Annotated in this window: 22 protein-coding genes; 12 read left to right on the top strand and 10 right to left on the bottom strand. The window is 73.4% G+C overall.

Annotated features, from left to right (window positions below):
• Positions 1–11 precede the first annotated feature (11 nt).
• A complete protein-coding gene (locus tag ACIP98_RS15610; protein WP_401976231.1) occupies positions 12–986 on the bottom strand; it encodes a hypothetical protein in 975 nt (324 codons plus the stop codon).
• 307 nt (positions 987–1,293) lie between these two features.
• On the bottom strand, positions 1,294–3,876 hold the full coding sequence (pepN, locus tag ACIP98_RS15605; protein ID WP_319661366.1) for an aminopeptidase N: 2,583 nt from the start codon (positions 3,874–3,876) through the stop codon (positions 1,294–1,296).
• 160 nt (positions 3,877–4,036) lie between these two features.
• Here pepN and ACIP98_RS15600 point away from each other — a divergent pair, with 160 nt between their 5' ends.
• Positions 4,037–4,678 (top strand): DsbA family protein, encoded by a 642-nt coding sequence (locus tag ACIP98_RS15600; protein WP_319661365.1) that lies wholly within the window; start codon positions 4,037–4,039, stop codon positions 4,676–4,678.
• Positions 4,679–4,702: 24 nt separating this feature from the next.
• Here the strand turns inward: ACIP98_RS15600 and ACIP98_RS15595 are convergent, their stop codons facing one another.
• Positions 4,703–5,404, bottom strand: coding sequence for an HAD family hydrolase (locus tag ACIP98_RS15595; protein WP_319661364.1), 702 nt, complete (start codon positions 5,402–5,404; stop codon positions 4,703–4,705).
• A gap of 40 nt (positions 5,405–5,444) precedes the next feature.
• Positions 5,445–6,413 carry a carbohydrate kinase gene (locus ACIP98_RS15590; RefSeq protein ID WP_319661362.1) on the bottom strand — a complete coding sequence of 323 codons (969 nt, stop codon included), beginning with the start codon at positions 6,411–6,413 and terminating at the stop codon, positions 5,445–5,447.
• Positions 6,414–6,740: 327 nt separating this feature from the next.
• Between ACIP98_RS15590 and ACIP98_RS15585 the strand changes: the two genes are divergently transcribed.
• On the top strand, positions 6,741–7,334 hold the full coding sequence (locus ACIP98_RS15585; protein ID WP_319661361.1) for a biotin transporter BioY: 594 nt from the start codon (positions 6,741–6,743) through the stop codon (positions 7,332–7,334).
• Positions 7,335–7,417: 83 nt separating this feature from the next.
• Here the strand turns inward: ACIP98_RS15585 and ACIP98_RS15580 are convergent, their stop codons facing one another.
• The gene (locus ACIP98_RS15580; RefSeq protein WP_401976227.1) at positions 7,418–8,161 is read right to left on the bottom strand and encodes an LPXTG cell wall anchor domain-containing protein; all 744 of its coding nucleotides are present in this window, start codon (positions 8,159–8,161) and stop codon (positions 7,418–7,420) included.
• Between the two features lie 180 nt (positions 8,162–8,341).
• Here ACIP98_RS15580 and ACIP98_RS15575 point away from each other — a divergent pair, with 180 nt between their 5' ends.
• Entirely contained in the window at positions 8,342–10,114 is a 1,773-nt protein-coding gene (locus ACIP98_RS15575; protein WP_319661359.1) for a serine/threonine-protein kinase, read from the top strand.
• On the opposite strand, the gene ACIP98_RS15570 is transcribed toward ACIP98_RS15575, so the two are convergent.
• Positions 10,078–11,535: an amino acid permease gene (locus ACIP98_RS15570; RefSeq protein ID WP_401976224.1), complete on the bottom strand. Its 1,458-nt coding sequence runs from the start codon at positions 11,533–11,535 to the stop codon at positions 10,078–10,080. The two genes, ACIP98_RS15575 and ACIP98_RS15570, sit on opposite strands and share 37 nt — an antisense overlap.
• A 173-nt stretch (positions 11,536–11,708) precedes the next feature.
• On the opposite strand from ACIP98_RS15570, the gene ACIP98_RS15565 reads away from it, so the two are divergent.
• Both ACIP98_RS15565 and ACIP98_RS15560 read left to right on the top strand, forming a co-directional pair.
• The gene (locus ACIP98_RS15565; RefSeq protein WP_401976222.1) at positions 11,709–12,194 is read left to right on the top strand and encodes a ribose-5-phosphate isomerase; all 486 of its coding nucleotides are present in this window, start codon (positions 11,709–11,711) and stop codon (positions 12,192–12,194) included.
• A 7-nt stretch (positions 12,195–12,201) separates the two neighbouring features.
• A complete protein-coding gene (locus tag ACIP98_RS15560) occupies positions 12,202–13,014 on the top strand; it encodes a DNA-formamidopyrimidine glycosylase family protein (RefSeq protein WP_319661357.1) in 813 nt (270 codons plus the stop codon).
• A 100-nt stretch (positions 13,015–13,114) separates the two neighbouring features.
• Here the strand turns inward: ACIP98_RS15560 and ACIP98_RS15555 are convergent, their stop codons facing one another.
• Positions 13,115–14,344, bottom strand: a complete 1,230-nt coding sequence (locus ACIP98_RS15555) for a GNAT family N-acetyltransferase (RefSeq protein WP_401976219.1) — start codon at positions 14,342–14,344, stop codon at positions 13,115–13,117.
• A 128-nt stretch (positions 14,345–14,472) separates the two neighbouring features.
• Between ACIP98_RS15555 and ACIP98_RS15550 the strand changes: the two genes are divergently transcribed.
• The 3 genes from ACIP98_RS15550 to ACIP98_RS15540 all read left to right on the top strand — a co-directional run bounded on the left by ACIP98_RS15550 (position 14,473) and on the right by ACIP98_RS15540 (position 16,559).
• Complete coding sequence (locus ACIP98_RS15550; RefSeq protein WP_319661354.1) at positions 14,473–15,615, top strand: PP2C family protein-serine/threonine phosphatase; 1,143 nt, start codon at positions 14,473–14,475, stop codon at positions 15,613–15,615.
• 173 nt (positions 15,616–15,788) lie between these two features.
• The gene (locus tag ACIP98_RS15545; RefSeq protein ID WP_401976216.1) at positions 15,789–15,926 is read left to right on the top strand and encodes a hypothetical protein; all 138 of its coding nucleotides are present in this window, start codon (positions 15,789–15,791) and stop codon (positions 15,924–15,926) included.
• A gap of 438 nt (positions 15,927–16,364) precedes the next feature.
• Positions 16,365–16,559 carry a hypothetical protein gene (locus ACIP98_RS15540; RefSeq protein WP_319661351.1) on the top strand — a complete coding sequence of 65 codons (195 nt, stop codon included), beginning with the start codon at positions 16,365–16,367 and terminating at the stop codon, positions 16,557–16,559.
• A gap of 54 nt (positions 16,560–16,613) precedes the next feature.
• On the opposite strand, the gene ACIP98_RS15535 is transcribed toward ACIP98_RS15540, so the two are convergent.
• Positions 16,614–17,618: an asparaginase gene (locus tag ACIP98_RS15535; RefSeq protein ID WP_319661350.1), complete on the bottom strand. Its 1,005-nt coding sequence runs from the start codon at positions 17,616–17,618 to the stop codon at positions 16,614–16,616.
• Positions 17,619–17,734: 116 nt separating this feature from the next.
• Between ACIP98_RS15535 and ACIP98_RS15530 the strand changes: the two genes are divergently transcribed.
• Positions 17,735–18,184: an Lrp/AsnC family transcriptional regulator gene (locus ACIP98_RS15530; RefSeq protein WP_319661349.1), complete on the top strand. Its 450-nt coding sequence runs from the start codon at positions 17,735–17,737 to the stop codon at positions 18,182–18,184.
• Between the two features lie 42 nt (positions 18,185–18,226).
• Here ACIP98_RS15530 and ACIP98_RS15525 read toward each other — a convergent pair whose 3' ends face one another.
• A complete protein-coding gene (locus ACIP98_RS15525) occupies positions 18,227–18,706 on the bottom strand; it encodes an SseB family protein (RefSeq protein WP_319661348.1) in 480 nt (159 codons plus the stop codon).
• Positions 18,707–18,935: 229 nt separating this feature from the next.
• Here ACIP98_RS15525 and ACIP98_RS15520 point away from each other — a divergent pair, with 229 nt between their 5' ends.
• The 3 genes from ACIP98_RS15520 (at position 18,936) to ACIP98_RS15510 (ending at position 22,512) form a co-directional block, all read left to right on the top strand.
• Complete coding sequence (locus tag ACIP98_RS15520; RefSeq protein WP_401976212.1) at positions 18,936–19,550, top strand: HdeD family acid-resistance protein; 615 nt, start codon at positions 18,936–18,938, stop codon at positions 19,548–19,550.
• Between the two features lie 53 nt (positions 19,551–19,603).
• Complete coding sequence (locus tag ACIP98_RS15515) at positions 19,604–20,464, top strand: alpha/beta fold hydrolase (RefSeq protein WP_401976210.1); 861 nt, start codon at positions 19,604–19,606, stop codon at positions 20,462–20,464.
• A gap of 104 nt (positions 20,465–20,568) precedes the next feature.
• Entirely contained in the window at positions 20,569–22,512 is a 1,944-nt protein-coding gene (locus ACIP98_RS15510) for a hypothetical protein (RefSeq protein WP_401976207.1), read from the top strand.
• Positions 22,513–22,521: 9 nt separating this feature from the next.
• Here the strand turns inward: ACIP98_RS15510 and ACIP98_RS15505 are convergent, their stop codons facing one another.
• Positions 22,522–23,301: an SDR family NAD(P)-dependent oxidoreductase gene (locus ACIP98_RS15505; RefSeq protein ID WP_401976205.1), complete on the bottom strand. Its 780-nt coding sequence runs from the start codon at positions 23,299–23,301 to the stop codon at positions 22,522–22,524.
• Between the last annotated feature and the right edge of the window lie 53 nt (positions 23,302–23,354).

The following is a 23,354-nucleotide window of genomic DNA, read 5'->3' as shown; positions in this document are numbered from 1 at the left end:
GGCCGGCGGGCTCAGCGCGGGAGCACCACCACGTACGAGGCCGGGTTGCGGTCCACCGAGGCCATGAGCGCGGTGCGGACGACTGCGGCCTGCTGTTCCAGCGCCTCGCGCAGCTTCTTCGGCGTGATGTGCACGACCGTGATGCCGAGCCGCTCCAGGTGCTCGCGCTTGCGGGCGTACTCCGACCACAGGGCGTCCTCGTCCTGGCGCGGGGCGCGGGCGTCGATCTCGACGGCGACGGCGTGCTCGGGCCAGTACGCGTCCACGCCGCCCAAGTGCGGGCCGCCCGGCAGGCGCAGGTCCACGTTCCACACCGGGTCCGGCAGGCCGAAGCAGCGCACCATGTCGGACAGCCGGTTCTCGGCGATCGCCCTGCCCTCGGCCAGCAGCGCGTCCACGGCCTCGACGACGTGCGGCCGCGACAGCAGCCGCGCGCGGCTCAGTTCCCTGACGATGGACGTGGCCTCGCAGTGTCCGCCGCGCACGGCCTCGGTCATCACCAGGCGCACCGTCTCCGCGTCCTCCAGCTCCGCCACCGCGTCGGCCAGCGCCCGTTGCACCGGCGCGCAGGGGATACCGCCCACCAGGTGCGGGCGCGGCGGGGTCTGGGTCCGTACGAAGCCGACGTCCCCCGCGGCGCGCACCTTGCGCTGCCGGGCCACCAGCAGGTCGATCCGCTCCAGCCCGAGCAGCGGGGGGACGGAGGAGAAGCGGTGCAGGGCGAGCGCGGCCAGGCCGGTCACCATCGCCTCGCCGTCCGCATAGAGCAGCGCCGCGAACAGCCGCTCCTCGCTGGTGGGGGGTCCGGGGTGCAGCACGTAGACCTTGGGCAGCACCTCCTGCCACGGGCCGTTCGGGCCGCAGCGCTCCGAGAGCGTGGCCGGGGTGACGCCGTGCTCCCGCAGCTGGCGCGCGGTCAGTACCGCGGGCCGCTTACGGGAGGGGTGGTCGAGGGGGCGGGGGCTGAGGGGGGTGTTGTGGTTCATGTCGGGTCAATTCCCGCTCCCCGGGGGCGGGCTAACCGCTGTTACCGTTCCGTCGACAAATGCGGACATCCCTGCACTAAAGTTCAGACGTTCGGTTGCCGAAGGGCGGATTTCACCTATCCGGGTGCACCGCCCCGGGCGGCCTGCGCATTCGTCACCTCGGTACCCGGGGCGCCGGGGGGTGCCCGGACCGTGGACGGTACGCCGTTGGTGTGACCGGACGTGTGTTCGCGGGGGCGCGGGCGTGTACGGGTACGCGTGCGGGGGTGCGCCGCCCGCCGGCGGCGCACCCCCGCACGCGCCGGGATCAGGCGTCCGCGCCGGCCGCCGCGTCGCGTTGCTGGGCGCGCAGCGCCCGCACGAGGTCGTCCCGGCACTCGGCGACCAGCCGTCGCAGGGCCGGAGCGGCGTCGGTGTGCGCGTCCAGCCAGGCGGCGGCGGCGTCGGCGGTCTCCGCCCGGTCCTGCAGATGCGGGAAGAGGCCCCGGACCACGGCCATGGCGATCTCGATCGACCGCTCGGCCCAGATCCGCTCGATGACGGCGAAGTACCTGTCGGCGTACGGCGCCAGCAGCTCGCGCTGCCCCGCCTGCCCGAAGCCCGCGATGGTCGCCTCCACCAGGGCGTTGGACAGCGCGTCGGACTCCACGACCGCCGCCCAGGCCTGCGCCTTGACCGCCGCCGACGGGCGTGCCGCCAGGCACCGCACCTGGTGCCGCTTGCCGGAGGCGGTGTCGTCGCGGGAGAGCTCCGCGGCGATGGCGGCCTCGTCGGCGGCGCCGCCGGCGGCCAGCGACTCCAGGAACGTCCAGCGCAGTTCCTGGTCCACCTCCAGCCCGTCGACCTTCTCCGCGCCGTCCAGGAGCGCGCGCAGGAACGCCGTCCCCGCCTCGCCCGAGGCGACCGAGGCGTGGAAGCGGGCCCAGGCGAGCTGGTGCCCGCTGCCGGGCTCGGCCGCGCGCAGCTCGCGCAGGGCGCCCTGCTCCAGGGCGCGCAGCCCCTCCTCGCGCCACTGCGGCGCCGCGTAGTCGTTCAGGGCGGTACGGGCCTGCAGGTGCAGACCCTGCAGGACGCCGATGTCGGTCTCGGCGCCCGCGAAGCGCAGGACCAGGCCGAGGTAGTCACGGGCGGGCATGAGCCCGTCGCGCGTCATGTTCCACACCGCGGACCAGGCCAGCGCCCGCGCCATGGGGTCGGCGAGCTCGCCCAGGTGCTCACGGACGGTGGCCAGCGAGTCCTCGTCGAAGCGGATCTTGCAGTACGTCAGGTCCTCGTCGTTGACCAGGACGAGGTCGGGGCGCTCGGCCCCGGCCAGCTCGGCCACGACGCTGCGCGGTCCGGCGACGTCGGCCTCGGCGCGCGCGTACCGCTCCAGGGTGCCGGCGGGCGTGCGGCGGTAGAGCCCGACCGCGACGCGGTGCGGCCGCAGCTGCGGGTGCGAGGCCGCCGCCTCCTGCACCACCGCGAGCTCCGCGACGCGCCCGTCGCCGTCGTAGGCCACCTGCGGCGTCAGCGCGTTGACGCCCGCGGTCTGCAGCCAGGCCCGGGACCACTCGGCCATGTCGCGCCCGGAGGTCTCCGCCAGCACCGACAGCAGGTCGCCGAGTTCGGTGTTGCCGTACGCGTGGCGCTTGAAGTAGCGCCGGGCGCCCTCCAGGAAGGCGTCCCGGCCCACGTAGGCGACCAGCTGCTTGAGTACCGAGGCGCCCTTGGCGTAGGTGATCCCGTCGAAGTTGAGCTTGGCGTCCTCCAGGTCACGGATGTCGGCCGTGACCGGATGCGTGGACGGCAGCTGGTCGGCGCGGTAGGCCCACGCCTTGCGCCGGTTGGCGAAGGTGATCCAGCCGTCCTTGTAGCGGGTCGCCTCCACGAGCGAGAACGCGCCCATGAAGTCGGCGAACGACTCCTTGAGCCACAGGTCGTCCCACCACTTCATGGTGACCAGGTCGCCGAACCACATGTGCGCCATCTCGTGCAGGATGACGTTGGCCCGCCCCTCGTAGGACGCCCGGGTGACCTTGCCGCGGAAGACGTACTCCTCGCGGAAGGTGACCAGGCCCGGGTTCTCCATGGCGCCGATGTTGTACTCGGGCACGAAGGCCTGGTCGTACTTCCCGAAGGGGTACGGGTAGTCGAAGTGGTCGTGGAAGAAGTCCAGGCCCTGCCGGGTGACGGTGAAGATCTCGTCGGCCTCGAAGTGCCGGGCCAGGCCCTTGCGGCACAGCGCGCCCAGCGGGATCTCCAGCTCCGTGCCGTCCGCCAGGGTGCGCCGGTAGGTGTCGTGCACCATGTGGTACGGCCCGGCGACGACCGCCGTGATGTACGTCGAGATCGGCCGGGTGGCCGCGAAGTGCCGGGTCTGCCCGCCGTCCGAGGTGCCGGTGACCCGTTCGTTGCCCAGCACCTCCCACGACTCCGGGGCGGTCACGGAGAAGGTGAAGGGCGCCTTCAGGTCGGGCTGCTCGAAGTTCGCGAAGACGCGGCGGGCGTCGGCCGGCTCGTACTGCGTGTAGAGGTAGACCTCGCCGTCCTCGGGGTCGAAGAAGCGGTGCAGACCCTCGCCGGTGCGGCTGTACGCGCACTGCGCGTCCACCACCAGCACATTGTCGGCGGCCAGCTCCGGGAGCGCGATCCGCGCCCCGTCGAAGACCTCCGCGGGGTCCAGCTCCCGGCCGTTGAGGACCACCGACGTGACCGAGGGCGCCACCAGGTCGGCGAAGCTCGCCGTGCCCGGCTCGGCGCAGCGGAAGCGGATCGTGGTCACCGAACGGTAGGTCGGCTCCTCCGCCCGGACCGCCGACCGGAGGTCGAGCGCGACCTCGTAGCCGTCCACGGCGAGCAGCCGGGCCCGCTCGCGGGCCTCGTCACGCGTGAGGTTCTCACCGGGCACGGGGTCTCCATCCTTCGCACGTCATCGTGGTGTCCGTCGTGCGGACGCCACGCATCTTCGCACGTCGTGCCGGACGGCAGCGATGGGGAATGGCCATGGGACCGGCGGCGTTCCCTGCTCAGGACCCCGTGTCGATGTGTCATGCCCCGAGGAGACAAACGTGACCGAGACCACAACCGCGCCCACCCCGGTGGACTTCTGGTTCGACCCCGCCTGCCCCTGGGCGTGGATGACCTCCCGCTGGATGCTCGAGGTGGAGAAGGTGCGCCCCGTCGAGGTGCGGTGGCACGTGATGAGCCTGGCGGTGCTCAACGACGGCCGTGACGAGCTCCCCGAGCAGTACCGCGAGTTCCTGACCACGGCCTGGGGCCCGGTCCGCGTCTGCATCGCCGCCGAGCAGAAGCACGGCAGCAAGGTGCTCGGCGCCCTCTACACCGCCCTGGGCACCCGCATCCACAACCAGGGCCTGGGCCACGCGGACCGCGAGGTCATCGTCGCGGCCCTGGAGGAGGTGGGTCTTCCCACGGACCTCGCCGACTTCGCCGACAGCGACGCCTACGACACGGAGCTGCGCGCCTCCCACCAGGAGGGCATCTCCAAGGTCGGCCAGGACGTCGGCACCCCGGTCATCGCGGTCCCCGGCGCCGACGGCGAGCAGATCGCCTTCTTCGGCCCGGTCGTCACCCCCGCCCCCAAGGGCGAGGCCGCGGCCCGCCTCTGGGACGGCACGCTGCTGGTCGCGTCGACCCCCGGCTTCTACGAGATCAAGCGCACCCGCGACCAGGGCCCGATCTTCGACTGATCGCCCTCACACGTTCGGGGGCACCTAGAAGTGCCGGAGCAGTTCGGGAAAGGCCGCCAGCCGCAGCACGCGCTCGTCGGCCGGGTCGATCTCGGACTGCTCCAGCACCCAGGTGTTGTCGTTGGGGATGAAGACGGCGCTCATCCCCGCCTCCCGGGCGGGGATGATGTCGGACTTGGGGGAGTTGCCGATCATCCACGCCGCCTCCGGCGCGAAGCCGTACCGCGCGAGCAGCTCCCGGTAGGTGTCCACGTCCTTCTCCGGGACGATGTGCACGCCGCGGAACCGGGGGGCCAGCCCAGAGGCCTCGACCTTGCGGGACTGCTCCTCGGTGTCGCCCTTGGTGAGCAGCAGCAGTTGGTGGCGGGCGCCGAGCTCGTCCAGGGTCCGCGCGACCCCCGGCATCAGTTCCACGCGGTGCTCGGTGAAGGCCAGCGCCAGCTCGTCGATGCGCCGGGCCTCCTCCGGCGTCGCCGGCCGCTCCCGCAGCCGCTCAAGGCACTCGCCGAGGCTGCGCAGGAACACCTTGCTGCCGTATCCGTGGACGACCGCGTTCGCCGCCTCGATCTCGTTCAGCAGCTCCCTGATCCGGTCCCGGTCCAGCACCGGGTGGTCGACCCAGTCGAGGAAGTCCTCTATCACCCGTTCGAAGACGACGTTGTTCTCCCAGAGCGTGTCGTCCGCGTCGAAGATCAGCACCTGTCCGGTCAGCCTCGCGTCACCCATGGCGGGAGCCTAACCAGCGCCCGGGCGCCGGGGCCCGCGATTATCGGGCGGGGCAGGCCGCGTCGAGTTCGGCGCGCGTCGGCGGATCGGCGCCCACCCGTGTGCAGTTGAGCGCCGCGGCGGTGACGCAGCGGGTGAGCACCCCGGACAGCCGCTCCGGGGCGGCGGGCACGCCCGACGTGGCGAGGCTGTCCAGCAGCGCGGCCTGGAAGGCGTCGCCCGCGCCGATGGTGTCGACCACCGTCACCCGCGGCGCCGCCACCCGCACGACCGCGTCCCGGGTGACCGCCAGCGCGCCCGCGGCGCCCAGGGTGACGACGGCCAGCCGCGGCCCCTCGGCGAGCAGGACCCTGGCCGCCTCGGTGGGGTCCAGGCGCGGGAAGAGCCAGGCCAGGTCGGCGTCACTGGCCTTGACGACATCGGTGACCCCGGCCAGCCGCAGGCACGCCTGGCGGTAGGCGAGCCGGTCGGGCTGCACCGCCGGACGCACATTGAGGTCGGCGGCCACGGTGCGCCCCGGGAGCGCGTGCAGGTCCCGGCACAGCTCCAGCACCCGGCCCGCCCCCGGTTCGAGGACGGTGGCCAGCGAACCGGTGTGCAGCACCGCGGTGTCGGGCGGCACGGCCAGGTCCCCGGGGTCCCAGGAGGCCAGGAAGTCGTACGAGGCGGAGCCGTCCCGGTCCACGTACGCCATCGCCAGCGTCGTCCGCCCGGCCGGGCTCGCGGCGCGGACGACGTCGATCCCGGCCGCCGCCAGATGGTCCCGGACGAGCTCGCCGGGCGGGTCCTCGCCCCAGGTCGTGACCAGGGTGGTGGACCGGCCGAGCCGCCGCAGGCCGACCGCCACGTTGGCCGGGCTGCCGCCGGGCATCGGGGTCACCCCGCGCTCCCCGGAGCGCCACAGCAGGTCGACGAGGACCTCGCCGACCACGGTGACCCGGGACGGGGAGGACGACGGCGCGGAGGACGCGGAGGGCGCGGACGCCGGGGACGGGGACGGGGCACTCATCGGGACGGGAACGCCTCCAGTTCGGTGCGGTCGGGCGGCATCCGGAGCGGGGCGCCGTCGCAGAAGGATAAGAGCGATGCCCGGGGGCCGCCCCTGCGGGGCCGGGCACGCCGCCGTGGCGGCCCGATCCCCGCAGCGGAGCCGTTTGGAGAGATTCCACAAGGCCCTTCCCGGTCCTCGTGACGAAACTCACGCGGTGCACGGACTCCTTGTAGGGATGTCACCACCAAGGTGATCAGGGCTTTGTGATCGGCCGACGATGATCGGGACGAGGGAGCCGGGTTAACGTCACGGTGACCGAACAGACCCCCACCCCGCGGAGTACCGATGGCCACCGCAGTTCCCGCCGCTTCCGCCGCACGGACCCACCCGGTCCTCGCCGACCTGATCCCCGCGTCGCGGCTGCGGGACGCCACCCTCGTGCTGGGCGGCGCGGTACTGACCGGCCTGGCCGCGCAGTTGTCGGTGCCGGTGCCCGGGTCGCCGGTGCCGGTGACGGGGCAGACCTTCGCGGCGCTGCTGGTCGGCACCGCCCTCGGCGCCCGCCGCGGCCTGCTGGCGCTGGCGCTGTACGCGGCGGCCGGCGTCGCCGGGATGCCGTGGTTCGCGGACGGCTCGTCCGGTGCGGGCGCGCCCAGCTTCGGCTACATCCTGGGCATGGCGCTGGCCGCCGCCGTCGTGGGCGGCCTCGCCCGCCGCGGCGCGGACCGCAGCGTGTGGCGCACGGCCGGCGCGATGGTGATCGGCAGCGCCGTCGTCTACGCCGTCGGCGTGCCCTACCTCGCGCTGGCCGCGCACCTGTCGCTGGGCCAGGCCGTCTCCCTGGGCCTGACGCCCTACCTGATCGGCGACGCCCTCAAGGCCGCACTGGCCATGGGCGCGCTGCCCGCTGCCTGGAAGCTCGTCGGCCGCCGCGGCTGACCGCAGGGCAGGTCTGCGGAACCCGTACGCACGGCGAAGGGGGCGGCCACCGGCCGCCCCCTTCGCCGTGCCGTGGCGGCCGGTCAGTGCCGGGCCGACCGCGGGCGCCGGGTCAGCCACAGGCCCGCGCCGCCCGCGGCCAGCAGCAGGCCGCCGCCGAGGGCGAGGACGGTCGTGCGGTCGGGGGCGCCGGTGCTCGGGAGGGTGTCCGAGGGGCTCGGGCTCGGACGGGCCGACGAGTCGCGGCCGAAGGGCACGTTGTCGGTGCCCAGCAGCAGCGGGGTGTCGGGGGCGTTGGGCGTCGGCTTGCTGGTGCCGAAGGGCACGGGGCCCTGCTGCCACAGCAGTGCGCCGTCCTTGCCCATGACGGGCAGGCAGATCTTGCCCTTGCCCTGCAGGTCGTAGGTCGCGGACACCGGATAGCTCCGGCTCTTCCCGGCGGCCAGTGTGCCGACGTCGCAGCTGAACCCGCTGTTGGAGCCCTTGGGCAGTTTGCCCTCGGGGATCGGGTCGCAGCCTTTGACGCCGGTGACCTTCAGCGCGTCGAAACCGACGACCAGCAAGGTGAGTTCCGGGGACTTCTTCTCCCCCTTGTTGACGACCGTCGCGGTGATCGAGGTCTTCTCCGTCGAGTTGTCGACGGAGATCCGGGAGGGCAGCTCGGTGCCCACCTTCACACCCGCGGGAACACTGGGTCCCGGGGAGCCCCCCTGGCCGCTGCCGGGTACGGGATCGGCCCCGTACGCGGGCCCGGCGAACGCCAGTGCCAGCACGGCCGCCGCCGCGGCCGTCTCCCGAACGTGAATTCGCCGATCGAAAAGGCGCATTGCGCTTCCCCCTTCTTGCCTCCGCATCAGCGGTATCTGAAGAGGTACCACAAGATTCGGGGCATCTATGCTGTGATGGTGGCAAGTTCATACTTCTGTCCCGGACCCGTCGTGAATGATGCGATACCGGACAGGAATTGAGGGGCAGGGGGAATTCCTCCCGCAGTGGGGAGTCCGGGCATGGTGGGGAACACGAGCGGCGAAGTGCGGGGCCGGCTGGTGGTGGGCCGCTACCGGCTGGCGGAGCCGATCGGCCAGGGCGGGATGGGCCGGGTGTGGCGGGCCGTGGACGAGGTCCTCGACCGCCAGGTCGCGGTCAAGGAGATGCGGCTGGACGACATGGCGGCCGAGGACGCGCGCGTGCGGCGCGAGCGCACCCTGCGCGAGGCGCGCGCGACCGCCCGCATCGACCACCCCAACGTGGTGCGCGTCTACGACGTGGTCCAGGAGGCGGACCGGCTCTGGATCGTCATGGAACTGGTCGACTGCCGGTCCCTGGAACAGGTGCTGGTGCAGGACGGCCCGGTCGGCCGGGCCGAGGCGGTACGGATCGCCACCGGCCTGGCGCGGGCGCTGCGCGAGGTGCACGCGGTCGGCGTGCTGCACCGCGACATCAAACCCGGCAACGTCCTGATCGACACCCGCGGGCGGGTGGTCCTCACCGACTTCGGGATTGCCGCGATCCAGGACTCCGCCGCGCTCACCATGGCCGGGATGCTCATCGGCTCGCCGGACTACATGGCCCCCGAGCGCATCGAGGGCCGGCAGCAGGGGCCGCCGTCCGACCTGTGGTCGCTGGGCGCCACCTTGTGCGCGGCCCTGGCCGGGCAGTCGCCCTTCGCCCGTCCCACCACGCTGGCCACGTTGCACGCCGTGCTGTACGAGGAGCCCCAACTGCCCCCGGATGCGGGCCCGCTGCGCGAGACGCTGGCGGCCCTGCTGCGCAAGGACCCGGAGGAGCGGCCGACCCTGGACCTGCTCGACGAGGCGCTGGCGGCCCTGGCGGACCCGCCGGGTGGACCCGCTGTCGTGACCCGGCAGGCCCCGCCGCCCGCGGAGGAGGGGTACGTCCCCACGCTCGCGGTGGGCGGGTCCGCCCCGCCTCCGGTACCCGAGCCCGCGCCGCCGGCGCCGGAGCCGGAGGACGCGGTCCCGCCCGGCTGGGAGGCGTACGCGGCCGTGAGGACCGAGCAGCCCGCGCCTGAACCTGGGAATGGGCCCGCGCCCGGGCCCGTCCCGGAACCAGCGCCCGCGCCCGCTCCGGAACCCGCGCCGGCGCCCGAACCCGCCACGCCGCCCGTTCCGTCGCTGCCTCCCGGGGCGCCGGCCCCGTCCCCGGCACGCTCACGGTTCCGCCGCGCCGCCCTGCTCGCCGGCGCGGGCCTGACCGCGGCCGCCGTCGCCGCGACCGTGGTCGTGCTCACGGCGTCCCGCACCGGCCACCGCGAGGGCCCCGTCGTCGCCGGCACCAGCCGCCCCCCGGCGACCGCGACGGCGCCGGCCACCACGGCGCCCGCGGCCGCACCCACGACGGCGTCCTCCGGCCGCAACGAGACCGGCTTCGCCTGGCAGCCCCCGCACGGCTGGACCCGTACGGCCAAGAGCCCGTCCAACGTCCACTACCACGCCCCGGACGGACAACAGGAGATCGCCGCCTCGTACGCACTCGCACGGGGCGGCGATCTGCTGAAGCAGTGGCAGGACTTCGAGGCGGGCTCCCACGACGTGCCCGACTACCGGAAGATCCGGCTGGAGCGGACGACGTTCCGCGGCCGTCCGGCCGTCGTGTGGGACTACTCCTTCACCCAGGCCGGCGTGCCGTGGAAGGCGCGGCAGCTCGGCTTCACCGAGGGAGGCAAGTCGTACCAGGTCAACATCTGGTACGCGGCGGCCGGCGAGCCCGCCGCGCTCTCGGTCTACGAGGAGGTGACCGCGTCCTTCCGGCCCTTGTGAAGCAGCTGGCGGGCCACCGCGACGCCGATCACGCCGAGCGCCACCAGGACCGAGACGACCACCTGGTCGCGGCCTCCGCCGTCGGTGCCGTCGGTGAGCATGTAGCCCAGCACGAACACGATCATCGCGATGGTCGCCCAGGTCAGGTACGGGTACAGCCACATCCGCACCCGCAGCCGCTCCGGCGCCTCGCGCACGATGATCCGCCGCATGCGCAGCTGGGAGCAGCAGATCACCAGCCACACGAACAGCGCGATCGCGCCGGAGGCGTTGAGCAGGAAGAGGAAGACGGTGTCCGGGTACCGGTAGTTGAAGAAGACGGCGACGAAGCCGAACACCACCGAGCCGAGGATCGCCGCGCGCGGCACCCCGCGCGGGCTGGTGCGGCCGAACGCCTTGGGCGCGTCACCGCGCCGGCCGAGCGAGAACGCCATGCGGGAGGCCGTGTAGAGGCCGGAGTTCAGGCAGGACAGCACGGCGGTCAGCACGATCACGTTCATGATCTGGCCGGCGTGCGGGATGCCGATGGTGTTCAGCGCCGCGACGTAGGAGCCGTCCTTGGCGATCGCCGGGTCGTTCCAGGGCAGCAGCGAGACGACGACGAGGATCGAGCCCAGGTAGAAGACGCCGATCCGCCAGATCACGCTGTTGGTGGCCCTGGTGACGGCGCGCTCGGGGTCCTCGGACTCGCCGGCGGCCAGGGTGACGATCTCGCTGCCCATGAAGGAGAAGACGACCAGCAGCACGCCGGTGAGGATCTTGCCCGGTCCGTTCGGCAGGAATCCGCCGTGGTCGGTCAGATGGGCCAGTCCCACGGCGTCGTTGTGCGCACCGGGGAGCACACCGAAGACGGCGAGCGCGCCCAGCACGATGAAGCCGCCGATGGCCACGACCTTGATGCCGGCGAACCAGAACTCGAACTCGCCGTACGAGGCGACCGAGGCCAGGTTGGTCGCGGTCAGCACGGTCATCACGATCAGCGCCCAGGCCCACTGCGGCACGGCGGGCACCCAGCCCTCCAGGATCTTGGCACCGGCGGTCGCCTCGACCGCCAGCACCACGACCCAGAAGAACCAGTACAGCCAGCCGATCGAGAAGCCGGCCCACCGGCCGAGCGCGCGGTCCGCGTACGCGGAGAAGGAGCCCGAGGTCGGGTTGGCCGCGGCCATCTCGCCGAGCATGCGCATCACGAAGACGACCATGACGCCGACAAGGGCGTAGGAGACGAGGATGCCGGGGCCCGCGGCGGCGATGCCGGAGCCGGAGCCCACGAACAGGCCCGCGCCGATCACACCGCCGATCGCGATCATCGACAGATGGCGGTTCTTGAGCCCGGCCTGCAGGCCGGAGCCGGACTCCGGCGCGGCCTGGTGGGCCTCGGCGGGGGAGTCGGCCACTGGTGTGGGGGGACGTGTACTCATGGGGTGGCATGAAACACTGCCGCGGCGACCGCGGGAACCTTTGATTCCGTTTTGTTGTCCTCACCTCAAATCCACCTCAGATCTCCCTCACGTACACCACATGGCGCCTCCGCCCCCTCACTCGGAGCACCCGGGTCGCCACCCTCGGGGGCCGCCGTGCCACACTCGACGCTATGCGCGTGTACCTCGGCTCCGACCATGCCGGCTTCGAACTGAAGAACCACCTCGTCGAGTGGCTCAAGGCCAACGGCCACGAGCCCGTCGACTGCGGACCGCACGTCTACGACGCCCAGGACGACTACCCGCCGTTCTGCCTGCGCGCCGCCGAGGGCGCCGCCGCCGCCCCCGACGCCCGCGGCATCGTCATCGGCGGCTCCGGCAACGGCGAGGCCATCGCGGCGAACAAGGTCAAGGGCGTGCGCGCCGTGCTCGCGTGGAGCGAGGAGACCGCCACCCTGGGCCGCGAGCACAACAACGCCAACGTCATCAGCGTCGGCGCCCGCATGCACTCCCGCGAGGACGCGACCCGGTTCATCGAGGTCTTCCTGAACACCCCGTACTCGGGTGAGGAGCGGCACTCCCGCCGCATCGGCATGCTCACCGCCTACGAGGCCACCGGCGAACTGCCGCCCGTCCCGGCCGACCCCCGGGAGGGCTGATCCGGGCATGCCCGAAGGGCATACGATCCACCGCCTCGCCGCGGACCACGAGGAGCGCTTCGGCGGCCGCGTGGTCCGCGCGAGCAGTCCGCAGGGCAAGTTCTCCGACGGTGCCGCGCTCCTGGACGGCCAGGTGCTGCAGGGCGCGGAGGCCCACGGCAAGCACCTCTTCCTGGGCTTCGGGCCGCTCGGCTGGGTCCATGTGCACCTCGGCCTCTACGGCAAGAGCGGCTTCGGCGCCGGGCCGGGCGGCGCGCCCGTCGGCCAGGTCCGGCTCCGGCTGGCCACCGCCGACCACCACATGGACCTGCGCGGCCCCACGGCCTGCGAGCTCATCACGGACGGGGAGAAGCAGGCGATCCACGACCGCCTCGGCCCCGACCCGCTGCGCCCCGCCGACACCGGCGACCGCGCGTGGTCCCGTATAGCGCGCAGCCGCACCAGCATCGCCGCCCTGCTGATGGACCAGAAGGTCGTCGCGGGCGTCGGCAACGTCTACCGCGCCGAGGTCCTCTTCCGGCACGGCATCGACCCGTACACGGCGGGCCGCGACCTGGGCCCCGCCCGGTGGCGGGCGGTCTGGGACGACCTGGTGGCGCTCATGCGCGAGGGAGTGCGCAACAACCGGATCGACACCGTACGGCCCGAGCACACACCCGAGGCCATGGGCCGGCCGCCGCGCGTCGACGACCATGGCGGCGAGGTCTACGTCTACCGCCGCGCCGCCATGCCCTGCCTCGTCTGCGGCACCGAGGTCCGCACCGCCGCGCTCGCGGCGCGGAACCTCTTCTGGTGCCCGGGGTGTCAGCCTTCGGCCTGAGGCGGAGGGCGGGCGGGGCTGCGGCCCCCGGGGCGCCGGTTCCGCACCGCCGCGCTCGCGGCGCGGAACCCCTTCCGCTGCCCGGCTGCCGGCGGTCCGCTCAGAAGCCGTGCGGCAGCCAGGGAGCGATGTCGCTGCCGAAGGCGACCGAGGCATCCTTCAGCGCTCCGCGGCGCAGTTCCCGTACCCGGCCGGCGCGCTCCAGCGCGGTGAGCGAGGTGCCGCCCAGGTAGGCCGCGCCCAGCTCCCGCGCGGACAGCGCGAGGTCCGCCGGGTCGGTGGTGCGCTCGCACGACGCGCCCTTGGCGTCGCCGCAGAGCCGCCACCGGCCCTCGTTCCAGGGGCAGAAGGGGTCCTCGACCTCCAGCACGACGTCCACCGGCGCCGTGTACGTACGGGCCGCGAGGGCGGCGCCCACCTCGACCGGGCGCAGCAGCATGCCGTCCCGGAAGCGCACGCCGCAGCGGCGCACGTCGTCCACCATGTGCAGGATCGCGTCGTCGGCCGGGCGGTTGCGGGCGGTCACCCGGCAGGTCAGGTCGATGCCGAACAGGTAGCGCCACAGCGCGCCGCGGGCCGCCGGGTCCAGCGCCTCCAGGTCGCGCAGTACGACGGTGCCGTCGGGCCCGTGGGCGTTCCAGGAACTCTTGACCGCGTAGCGCACATAACCGACCACCTCGCCGTCCCGCTCGGCGAGCACGCACTGCAGGTTCGACGCGCCGTCGCGGTACGCCTCCGCGTCCAGTACCCCCTTGCGCTCCCATCCGGGCCGCCGCTCCAGCATGCCCGGGCGGCCCGGGACCAGTCGGGCGTAGACCGCCTCGCACGCCGGCACCGACCCCTCCAGGTCCGCGAAGCGCAGCCGTACGTCGTCGGCGCCGTCCGGAACCGTCAGGCCCGCGCGCACGGTGTCGATGTCCACGAGCATCTGGTCGGTGACCACCGCGTAGCCGAAGCGGCCGTAAATGGCCGGTTCCGAGGCGGTCAGCACCGCCAGCGGCTCGCCGAGCCCGCGCACGTCGTCCAGCTGCCGCCGCATCATCGCGGTCAGCACCCCCCGGCGCCGGTGCGTCGCGGCGACGCTCACCATCGTCACGCCGGCCGCGGGCACCACCGCGCCGCCCGGTACCGCCAGGCGGAAGGAGAAGGCCCCCGCCGTGCCGACGATCTCGTCGCCGTCCCAGGCGGCGAGCGACCGCCCGGTCTCCGTCACCGAGCGGTCGAACTCCCGCTCCTCCGCGGGCTCGGCCGTACTGCCGAAAGCCCGCTCCAGCGTGCCGAACCACGTGTCCCACTGCCCGGGTTCCAGAACCCGCAAGTCCGCCGTCATGGCTCCTGCCTACCAGCGCCCTCCCGTACCGGCGAGCGATTTTCGCCGTCCGCCGCCCCGGGGCGGCGAACCGCCGGGGGGACCTGCGCTGCGGAGAACGGGTGACAGTGGATAAGGTCGCCGGGAACATGGCACAACGCCCGGTAGGAGACGGCTTGAGGGCCAGGTGGGGGAGAACGGCCCACCGGGCCCGCGTCGGCCTGCGCAAATCCGCGGTCGACTACTTCCGCGGCGACGCCGCGGACTGGCTGGCGCTGATCGTCCTGCTGCTCTGCGTCCCCGTGATCGCCTGGGGGACCGTGCTGGCCCCGCAGTGGTGCCCGCCCACCACGCTCGTGCTCCCCGTCCTCCTCGGCGGGCTGCTGCTGCGGCCGTCGAGCCTGCTGCTGCTGTACGGCAGCTCGGCGGTGGCGCTGGTCGTGGAGTCGGCGGTGCTGGGCCCGTACCGGGACGGCGTGGGCCGGGTCACGCCCGGCACCGTGCTGGTGGTGGCGGCGGTCGCACTCGCCGGGCTGGTCGTCGCCCAGTTCCGCGCCCGGGTCGGCGTGCCCTGGATGCGCGGCGGCACCATGCTCTTCGACCTGCGCGAGCGCATCCGGGTGCAGAGCAGGATTCCCCGGCTGCCGGACGGCTGGCACGCGGAGATGGCGCTGCGGCCGGCCGGCGGCCAGTCGTTCTCCGGCGACTTCGTGGTGGCCACCCGCACCACCGGCGGCCGGATCCTGGAGGCGGTCCTCACCGACGTCTCCGGCAAGGGCATGGACGCCGGTTCACGGGCCCTGCTGCTGTCCGGCGCCTTCGGCGGCCTGCTGGGCTCGCTCCCGCCGCACGCCTTCCTCACCGCCGCCAACGGCTATCTGCTGCGGCAGAACTGGGACGAGGGCTTCGCCACCTCCGTCCACCTGGTGCTGGACCTGGAGACCGGCGACTACGAACTGCTCTCCGCGGGTCACCTGCCCGGCATGCAGCTCAGCGCCGGCACCGGCCGCTGGGAGGAGAAGGCGGCCGAGGGCCCGCTGCTGGGCGTCTACGACGGTGCCGAGTTCCACGGCGTGAAGGGCACGCTGCGCTCCGGCGACGTCCTGCTGCTGTTCACCGACGGCCTGGTGGAGGCCGCCGGCCGCGACATCGCCGAGGGCATCGACCGGCTCATCGGCGAGGCCGACCGCTATGTCGCGCACGGCTTCCGGGGCTCGGCCTGGCAGTTGATCGAGGCGGTCGCCAAGGACGTCAACGACGACCGCGCCCTGCTCATCGTGTGCCGGGACTGACCGGCTCGGTACGGAGGAAGGCCCAGGCCTTCCGCGGCCGCACCGCGAAGCGGAAGAGCCTTGCCGTGACCACGGCGCCCGCGATCAGGGCGAGAACCGGCCCAGGGGCCGGGCGGTCCTCACCACGCCCCCGTGCAGCAGGTGGCCGTGCCGCGTCCCCGCCCCCCAGGGCGGTGAACCGCGTCCGCCGATGCGGCACCCACGCGAAGAAGCAGGCGGTCGGCGGCAGCGGCCCGGCGAAGCGGGCGAAGGGCGTCACCACGCCGGTCCACCAGGGCAGCCCCAACCGGGCCGTGGACGCCCGGTGGTAGAGCCGATCGGCCTCGACGCGGCGGTCACCGGCGCCACCGCGAGGGGCTGCCGGGTCGGCGGCTCATTCCGCTGTCGTGTCCGTCCGTTCACTCCGGTCGTGAAACGGTGGAACGGAAGGAACGGCCGGCATCCGGAGCCCGCGGCGACCCTTGGCGCGGCAACTGGCTGCGCACGGCAGCGGTTTGACCACAATGCTTTCGGAACTCGGCTCACAATGACGGGATTCGCCGCGTCGGAGGCGGTCGGGACGCCGTCCCGCGAGGGCTTCCGGCGGGCACCGTGCCCCGCGTCACAGGTGTGCGTGCCCGGTCTGCGGGGAAGGTGAGCCCTGCGGGGTCTCGGTGTCGGCGGCAGGTGGCACGATGGACGTCGCGGGGGCGCGGCAGGCGGCTGTTCCCCCGGAACGATGAGGCGTCAGACCGAGGATGTGATCCCCAGTGGCCATCTCCCTGTCCGTGGTGCTCTTGTTGGCGATCATCATGGTCGTGCTCATCAGGGGCAAAACACTCAAAGTTGGACCGGCGATCGTCGCCGCGCTGTTCGGCTTCTTCCTGGCTTCCACGGGCATGGCGCCCGCGATCAACAAGTTCCTCGACTCGCTGGCGGACACCATCAACCAGATCAATCTCTGATGGTGCGGGCCGAACGGCCCTCCGCGGCCGGCGGGAAGGGGCGCTGACGCGGACTCAGGCGGCCGCGGGCGTACGCTCCTGCGCGGTCCCGACGATGCGCCGCAGCGCCTGCGTGCGCTCCGCGGTGTCCCGCGCCGAGAGCAGCGCGGCGAGCACGGCGATCCTCGCCTGCCCGGCACGCAGCGTCCCCGCCAGCACGCCGCCGGCCGCCGCGAGGTCCACGGCGCCCCCTCCGGTGTACATCGGCGCCACCGGGCCCGCCGCGACCCGGGTGCTCACGGCGACCAGCACGCCCGCGTCCACCGCCCGGCGCACGGCCTCGGCGAACTCCGGGGTGGCGTTGCCCGCGCCGGTGCCCACCAGGACGATGCCCTCGGCCCCGGCCGCCAGCGCGGCGTCGAAGAGCACCGGGTCGGCGTCGACGTGATGCATCACCACGTCGACGCGCGGCGCCGTCGCCCCGGTGTCCGGCAGCGGCAGCGCGGCGGCCCGCGGGCGCGGGCCGCTCCAGGCGATCTCGCCGAACTTCACCCGCCCCAGCGGCCGTCCCGACGGGTCGGCGAAGGCCTGCACGTCCAGCGTGTGCGCCTTGACGGTGCCGCGGGCGGCGTGCACGAAGCCGCCGAAGGTGATGACCACGCCGACGTCCTCGGCGGTCGCGGCGGTCAGCAGGGCGTCGTACAGATTGCCCGCGGCGTCGCCGTCGGTGGAGTCCAGGGGCAGTTGGGCGCCGGTGAACACCACCGGGCGCCGGTCGTCGTGGTGGAGGTCCAGCAGGAAGGCGGACTCCTCCATGGTGTCGGTGCCGTGCGTGATCACGATGCCGTCCACGGCCGGGTCGGCCAGCACCTCGTGCACCGTGTGCAGCAGGCGCATCTGGTGGGCGCTGGTCAGCCGGGAGCTGTTCACCGTGAACAGGTCGCGGACGGTGACCTCGACGCCCTCGGGGACCGCACCCGCCGCCAGTACCTCGCGGCCGGCGGCCTCGGCCGCGTAACCCACCCCCTGCCACCGGCTGGCGATCGTGCCGCCGGTGCCGATCACGACGATGTGCTTCACGTGTCCCTCGCTCGCGTGTGCGCCCAATCCTCCGCCGCAAGGATATGCGCAGGGAACGGGCATGCGATTGCGAATCAGCCCGCGTAGATCGCGTGATCGTGGTAGGAATCGCCGACATGGACGCCATTGACAGAAGTATCTTGCGTGAACTGCAGGCGGACGGCCGGCTCACCAACCAGGAGCTCGCCGCCCGCGTCGGCCTGACCCCCTCACCCTGTCTGCGCCGGGTGCGCCAGCTGGAGGAGGACGGCGTGATCCAGAGCTACCGCGCGGTGGTCGACCCGGCCGCCGTGGGTCGCGGCTTCGAGGTCTTCGCCTCCGTCGAGGTGCGCCGGGACCGCGAGTCCGTCGAGTCGTTCGAGGCCCAGGTCCGGTCCACCCCGGACATCGTGGAGGCCTACCGGCTCTACGGCGCGCCGGGCTGCCTGCTGCGCATCGCCGTCAACGACAGCGACGCCTACGAGCGCTTCTGGACCGAGACCCTGATCTCCCTGCCGGGAGTGAGCGAGGTCAACTCACAGATGATCATGAAGCGCATCAAGGGACCGCGGGGCGTGCCGGTCTGACAGCGGCGGCGCCGGCGCGCCGGTACGGGGAAGGTCCCCCGCTCAGCCGAGCGGGGTCGGCCCGGACTCCCCGGCGTCCCGTACCCGCGCACCGGCGCCCTCGGCGCCCTCGGTGGCCTCGGCGGCCTCGGCGAAGACCGGCAGCGCCCGCACCAGGTCAGGGGGCAGGGCCAGTCCCTCCTCGGTGGACGGGTCCACCGCCAGCCACAGGTCATCGGTCGGCCAGTTCGCGGCCAGCTCCGCGACGGGGATGCGCACCGCGGTCGCCGGGTCCCCACCGGCCGCGACGAGCGTCTCCTCGGCGGTGAACACGGGGATGTACTGGGTGCCGTCCTGTTCGATCACGGGCAGGGACACCGCCCCCTCGGGGCGGGGATCCTCGCCGTCGGCCGGCGGCACCTGCGGCAGCAAGGCCGTCCTGCACGCCAGGTCGGCCAGTACGGCCTCGGTGTCGGCGATCTCCGCCGCGGACGCTGCGTCCTCGGGCCGGGCCGCGTTCTCGTGCGGTGTCGGGACGTTCATGAAGTCTCCTCTTGCCGGGCGATTGCGTGCGGACGGTCCGCAACGGCGACCCTCCGCACGCCGCGGCACGTCGGCGGGGTCCTCTCGTACTCCCGGCGCCTGCCCGGGGGCCCGCCGCATAAGCGGGCCATCACCGACAATCTGGACGGCTGGCGGCCGCGCCCGGGGCGACGCACGATGAACGGGCTCTCCAGCACGGTCCTCGGTCCGTCCGCGAAAGGCGGGTGTCATGACCACCTACCCCTCCGCCGGTATGCCGGCGGGACTCCTCGGCGCCCTTTCCAAGCGGGGCTGGCAGGTCCTCCTCACCGCCGGAGTCGCCGCGATCGCCCTCGGCGTCTGCGTCCTGGCATGGCCCGGCGAGACACTGCTCGTGGTCGGTGTGCTCTTCGGCGTCTACCTGCTGATCAGCGGCGTCTTCCAGCTGGCCGGCGCCTTCGGCCCGCACGTGCCGGGCAGCCTGCGGGTACTGAACTTCGTCACCGGCGCCCTGAGCATCCTGCTCGGCCTGATCTGCTTCCGCGGGGCGGCGCAGTCCCTGCTGCTGCTCGCCCTGTGGATCGGCTTCGGCTGGCTGCTGCGCGGCATCATGCTGATCGCCGCGGCGATCTCCACCGAGGGCCTGCCCGCCCGCGGCTGGCAGATCTTCTTCGGCGCGCTCACCCTCCTGGCGGGCATCGTGCTGATCGTCTCGCCCTTCGGCTCCCTCGCGGCCCTCACCCTGGTCTCCGGCGTGTGGCTGATCGTGCTCGGCGTCGCCGAGATCGTCCACGCCTTCCACATCCGCTCCCTGGCGGCCCGCCACCCGCCCCACCACCCCGCGGCCCACCAGCCGGTCGGCTGAGCACCGCGGCCGAACGCCGCACGGCTGTCAGTGGCGGTTCCTACACTCGGCGCATGGTCACCGAAGCGGACACCGAACTGCGCGACGGACGAACCCTTCACTTCTACGACACCGGACCGGCGGCGGGCGGCGACGACCTTCCCGTCGTCTGGCTGCACGGCACGCCCAACGTGGGGGAGCCGCCGGAACCCCTCTTCGAGGCCGCGCAGAAGCGCGGCATCCGCTGGTTCTCCTACGACCGGCCCGGGTACGGCGGCTCCACCCCGCACCCCGGGCGGGACATCGCGGCCGCCGCGGCGGACGTCGCCGCCGTCGCCGACGCCCTCGGAATCGAGCGGTTCGCCGTGCTCGGCCACTCCGGCGGAGGCCCGCACGCCCTCGCGTGCGCCGCGCTGCTCCCGGACCGCGTGGTCGCGACGGTCAGCGGCGCCGGGCTCGCCCCGTACGGCGCCGAGGGAATCGACTGGTTCGCCGGGATGTGCCCGTCGAGCGTGGCCGAACTGAGGGCGTCCGCCGCGGGCCGCTCCCCGCTGGAGGAGTACCTGGCCGGCAGCGACTACGACCCGGAGATGTTCACCCCCGCCGATCACGCCGCGCTGGCCGACGCCTGGGCCTGGCTCGCCTCGGTCGCCGGCCGGGCCCTCCAGGGCGAACCCGACGGCATGATCGACGACGACCTCGCCTACGTCACGCCCTGGGGCTTCGATCCGGCCGCCGTCCGCTCGCCCGTCCTCCTCCTGCACGGCGGCCGCGACCGCATGGTTCCGGCCGGCCACGCCGCCTGGCTCGCCCGGTGCATGCCCACCGCCGATCTCCGCGTCCTCCCGGACGAGGGCCATGTCTCGGTCCTCACCGCCGCCCCCGAGGCCCTCGACTGGCTCGTCGCCCGGGCGTCGGGCCGAACGCCGGGGTGACTCACCGCGGTTGACCGCCTGCCGACCGCCGGGGCACATGGCGGATTGTCGATCTCCCGTGGCGGGAAACATGCGCCGGGGAGAGTGTGACGGGGGGATGTGCCATGGGGAGGGGTTTCGCCGTGCCCGGCGCGGCCGATGACAGCGGTTTCTGGGACGGCTTCTGGCAGCAGTCGGGCGGCACCGCCGTGTGGGTGCTGGGCATCTTCGCGGTCATCGTGATCGTGGTCGCCGTGCGCCTGGGATCCGGGCTGCTGCTGCGGCACCGCAGCAGCCGACTGCTGCCGGTGGTGGTGTCCGAGGACCGCGGCCTCCTCGGCGGCCAGGCCAACGGCCACCGGGGCAACGGCGGCGGGCACGGCGCGGCGGACCCGGCACACGGGCACGGCCACGACCAGGAGTCCGCGCGCACCAGGGAACTGGCCGCGTACATCACGGAGCACATGGCCGCCGACGCGCTCGGCCCGCGCGTCCTGACCCCCGGCAGCGGCACCCCCACCGGTCCCGACCCGGCACCGGAGACGACATCCTCACCGCACGGCTGGGTGGACGTGATGAAGCGCCTCGCCCTCTTCCGCCCGCGGGCGTACCACGTGATGCTGCACTGCCTGTCGGCCGACGACAAACCGCCCCGCTTCTCGGTCCGCGTCCTCTACATGCCGAAGAACACCGTGGTGGCCGCCACCATCATGGAGGGCGAGGACATCGGACCCGACGCCACGGACGAGGAGGTCCGGCGGCGCGACCGGCGGCTGTACGAGCGGATCGCCTGCTACTGCACGGTGAAGATCCTGGGCGACCCGCGCTCCCAGGACCGCATCCCGCGCTGGGAGAGCTGGGGCGACGACTACGACTCGTACCGCTTCCACCGCATGGGGGTCCGGGCGCAGGAGGAGGCGCTGGCCGCGAAGAAGCGCGGCGACCCCGCCCAGGAGCGCGCCCACTACCGGCACGCCCTGCGGCACTACAAGGAGGCCGCCGCGCTGGTGCCCGGGAACCTCACCGTCCGGCTGCACCAGGCCGGCGTCCTGGAGCTCATGGGCCAGGACGGGGGCGCGGAGGAGCCCGCCGCCCACATCCAGCACGCCATCGAGATCTACGAGGACTGCATCCAGCTGTGGCCCGAGCACGTCGAGACCGCCTACCGGCTGTCCATCGCCTGCGCCGAGCAGAACCGCGCCCGGTCGGGCGGCGATCACCGGCCCGAGGACTACGAGCGCGACTCCCGGGAGCACCTGCGGCTGCTCCTGAACCGCCTGTCCTGGTCGGCCATGGTCCGCCGCTACGCCCGCACATGGCTCCTCGGCCGCCGCAACCTCGGCGAACGCCGCTACTGGCGCCAGTGGTTCGCCATGGAGCGGCCCCGCCCCGCGCTGCGCACCCGCCGCCGTTCCTTCCTCGCGGCCGTGCGCATCGCCGAGGCGGCCGAGGAACTGCGGATGAACCGCCAGCCTGATCCCGACCGGCTGCGCGAGGCGTTCGTCACGGTGGCCAGGGAGGTGACGGGCGGCGTGTGGGCGCGGTGGGGCCGGCTGTGGGGCGGCCCGGACTGGGGGATACGCCGCATGCTCCACGCCGACCACCGGCGCGGCGCCGGGCACGCGGGCGACGGTTCCCCCGCGCCGAGAACGTGGCGGCGGCGGGGACCGCAGGCCCGTACGCACGGCGAGGCGCTGATCGCCGGCCCGGCGCCGGGGCACCGCGTGCCCAACCGCGCCTCCGCGGGCTACCTCGTCTACTACAACGCGGCGTGCTTCCTGAGCCTCGCCCTCAACGTGGCACCCCCCGCGGGGTCGATGACCTGGTCCGGCGACGAATGGCGCGAGGACTGCGCCCGCGCGGCCGTCGCCCAGCTCAACAGCAGCCTCCGCGTCACCCGCAGCCAGTTCTCCGCGGCCTGGGCCGAACGCGACACCGATCTGCGCCCGTTGTTCACCGGCCGGCTCCGCGACGACCCGCCGGCCGGCGTACCCGGCGCCGCCGCGCCGCGCTGGGGCCGCATCGGGCGCAACTGGGCCGGATTCGCCGGGATCCACGTCGCGGACTGAGGAGGCGGTTCAGTTCACCGATCGGATGGTGCCGCCGTCGACGCGGAGTGTGGCGCCGCTGACGTAGTCGCCGTAGCGACTGGCGAGGTACGCGACCGCGCCCGCGATCTCCTCCGGACGGCCAAAGCGTCCGGTGTCGTTGGGCACGAAGTCACGAGCGGCGTTGCGCTCGATCTCCTCCCACGACTCGCCCCACTCGCGCTCCGCCGCCATGCCCGTCAGCAGGCGCTCCACCGAGTCGACGAGGACCGCGCCGGGGGAGACCACGTTGGACGTCACCCCGGTGTCCTTCAGCTCTCGCGCCAGGGAGACGGCGAGGTTGTGCCGCGCGGCGAGCGTCGCGTTGTAGTGGGGCAGCAGGGCCGTCGGCTGCGACGCCAGGCCGCCGCCGATCTGGATCACCCGGCCCCAGCCGCGCTCGCGCATGCCGGGCACCAGCCGCCGGATCATCCGCACGCCGGAGACCACGTTGATCTCGTACGTCCGCATCCACACCTCCGGGGTGGCGTCGGCCCAGTCGGCGTGGTCGTACGCGCCGGCGTTGTTGACCAGGATGTCGACAGCGCCGGCGCCCTCGGCCACCGCGTCGGCGCCCCCATCCGTGGCGAGGTCGCCGATCGCCACCGCGGCCGCGCCGATGTCCCGCGCCACCTTGCGGGCCCGGTCCTCGTCCCGTCCGTGCACCACGACGTCGGCGCCCTCGGCGGCGAGGAGTCGGACGATCGCCTCGCCCAGTCCGGAGCTGGAGCCGGTCACGAGTGCCCGGCGGCCGGTGAGTCCCAGATCCATCGCACTTTCCTTCCCTTCATGTATACGACTGTAGACATGCGGCCAGTCTACAG

It is taken from the genome of Streptomyces sp. NPDC088354, from assembly GCF_044753585.1.
GTDB lineage: Bacteria > Actinomycetota > Actinomycetes > Streptomycetales > Streptomycetaceae > Actinacidiphila.
Note: the sequence above shows the minus strand (reverse complement) of the source record. Positions and strands in the feature narration are given on the sequence as shown.

Coding starts and splice junctions, on each gene's coding strand:
- ACIP98_RS15610 (WP_401976231.1), bottom strand. CDS start 986: ATGAACCACAACACCCCCCTCAGCCCCCGCCCCCTCGACCACCCCTCC.
- ACIP98_RS15595 (WP_319661364.1), bottom strand. CDS start 5,404: ATGGGTGACGCGAGGCTGACCGGACAGGTGCTGATCTTCGACGCGGAC.
- ACIP98_RS15590 (WP_319661362.1), bottom strand. CDS start 6,413: ATGAGTGCCCCGTCCCCGTCCCCGGCGTCCGCGCCCTCCGCGTCCTCC.
- ACIP98_RS15585 (WP_319661361.1), top strand. CDS start 6,741: ATGGCCACCGCAGTTCCCGCCGCTTCCGCCGCACGGACCCACCCGGTC.
- ACIP98_RS15580 (WP_401976227.1), bottom strand. CDS start 8,161: ATGCGCCTTTTCGATCGGCGAATTCACGTTCGGGAGACGGCCGCGGCG.
- ACIP98_RS15575 (WP_319661359.1), top strand. CDS start 8,342: ATGGTGGGGAACACGAGCGGCGAAGTGCGGGGCCGGCTGGTGGTGGGC.
- ACIP98_RS15570 (WP_401976224.1), bottom strand. CDS start 11,535: ATGAGTACACGTCCCCCCACACCAGTGGCCGACTCCCCCGCCGAGGCC.
- ACIP98_RS15565 (WP_401976222.1), top strand. CDS start 11,709: ATGCGCGTGTACCTCGGCTCCGACCATGCCGGCTTCGAACTGAAGAAC.
- ACIP98_RS15560 (WP_319661357.1), top strand. CDS start 12,202: ATGCCCGAAGGGCATACGATCCACCGCCTCGCCGCGGACCACGAGGAG.
- ACIP98_RS15555 (WP_401976219.1), bottom strand. CDS start 14,344: ATGACGGCGGACTTGCGGGTTCTGGAACCCGGGCAGTGGGACACGTGG.
- ACIP98_RS15550 (WP_319661354.1), top strand. CDS start 14,473: ATGGCACAACGCCCGGTAGGAGACGGCTTGAGGGCCAGGTGGGGGAGA.
- ACIP98_RS15530 (WP_319661349.1), top strand. CDS start 17,735: ATGGACGCCATTGACAGAAGTATCTTGCGTGAACTGCAGGCGGACGGC.
- ACIP98_RS15525 (WP_319661348.1), bottom strand. CDS start 18,706: ATGAACGTCCCGACACCGCACGAGAACGCGGCCCGGCCCGAGGACGCA.
- ACIP98_RS15520 (WP_401976212.1), top strand. CDS start 18,936: ATGACCACCTACCCCTCCGCCGGTATGCCGGCGGGACTCCTCGGCGCC.
- ACIP98_RS15515 (WP_401976210.1), top strand. CDS start 19,604: ATGGTCACCGAAGCGGACACCGAACTGCGCGACGGACGAACCCTTCAC.
- ACIP98_RS15510 (WP_401976207.1), top strand. CDS start 20,569: ATGGGGAGGGGTTTCGCCGTGCCCGGCGCGGCCGATGACAGCGGTTTC.
- ACIP98_RS15505 (WP_401976205.1), bottom strand. CDS start 23,301: ATGGATCTGGGACTCACCGGCCGCCGGGCACTCGTGACCGGCTCCAGC.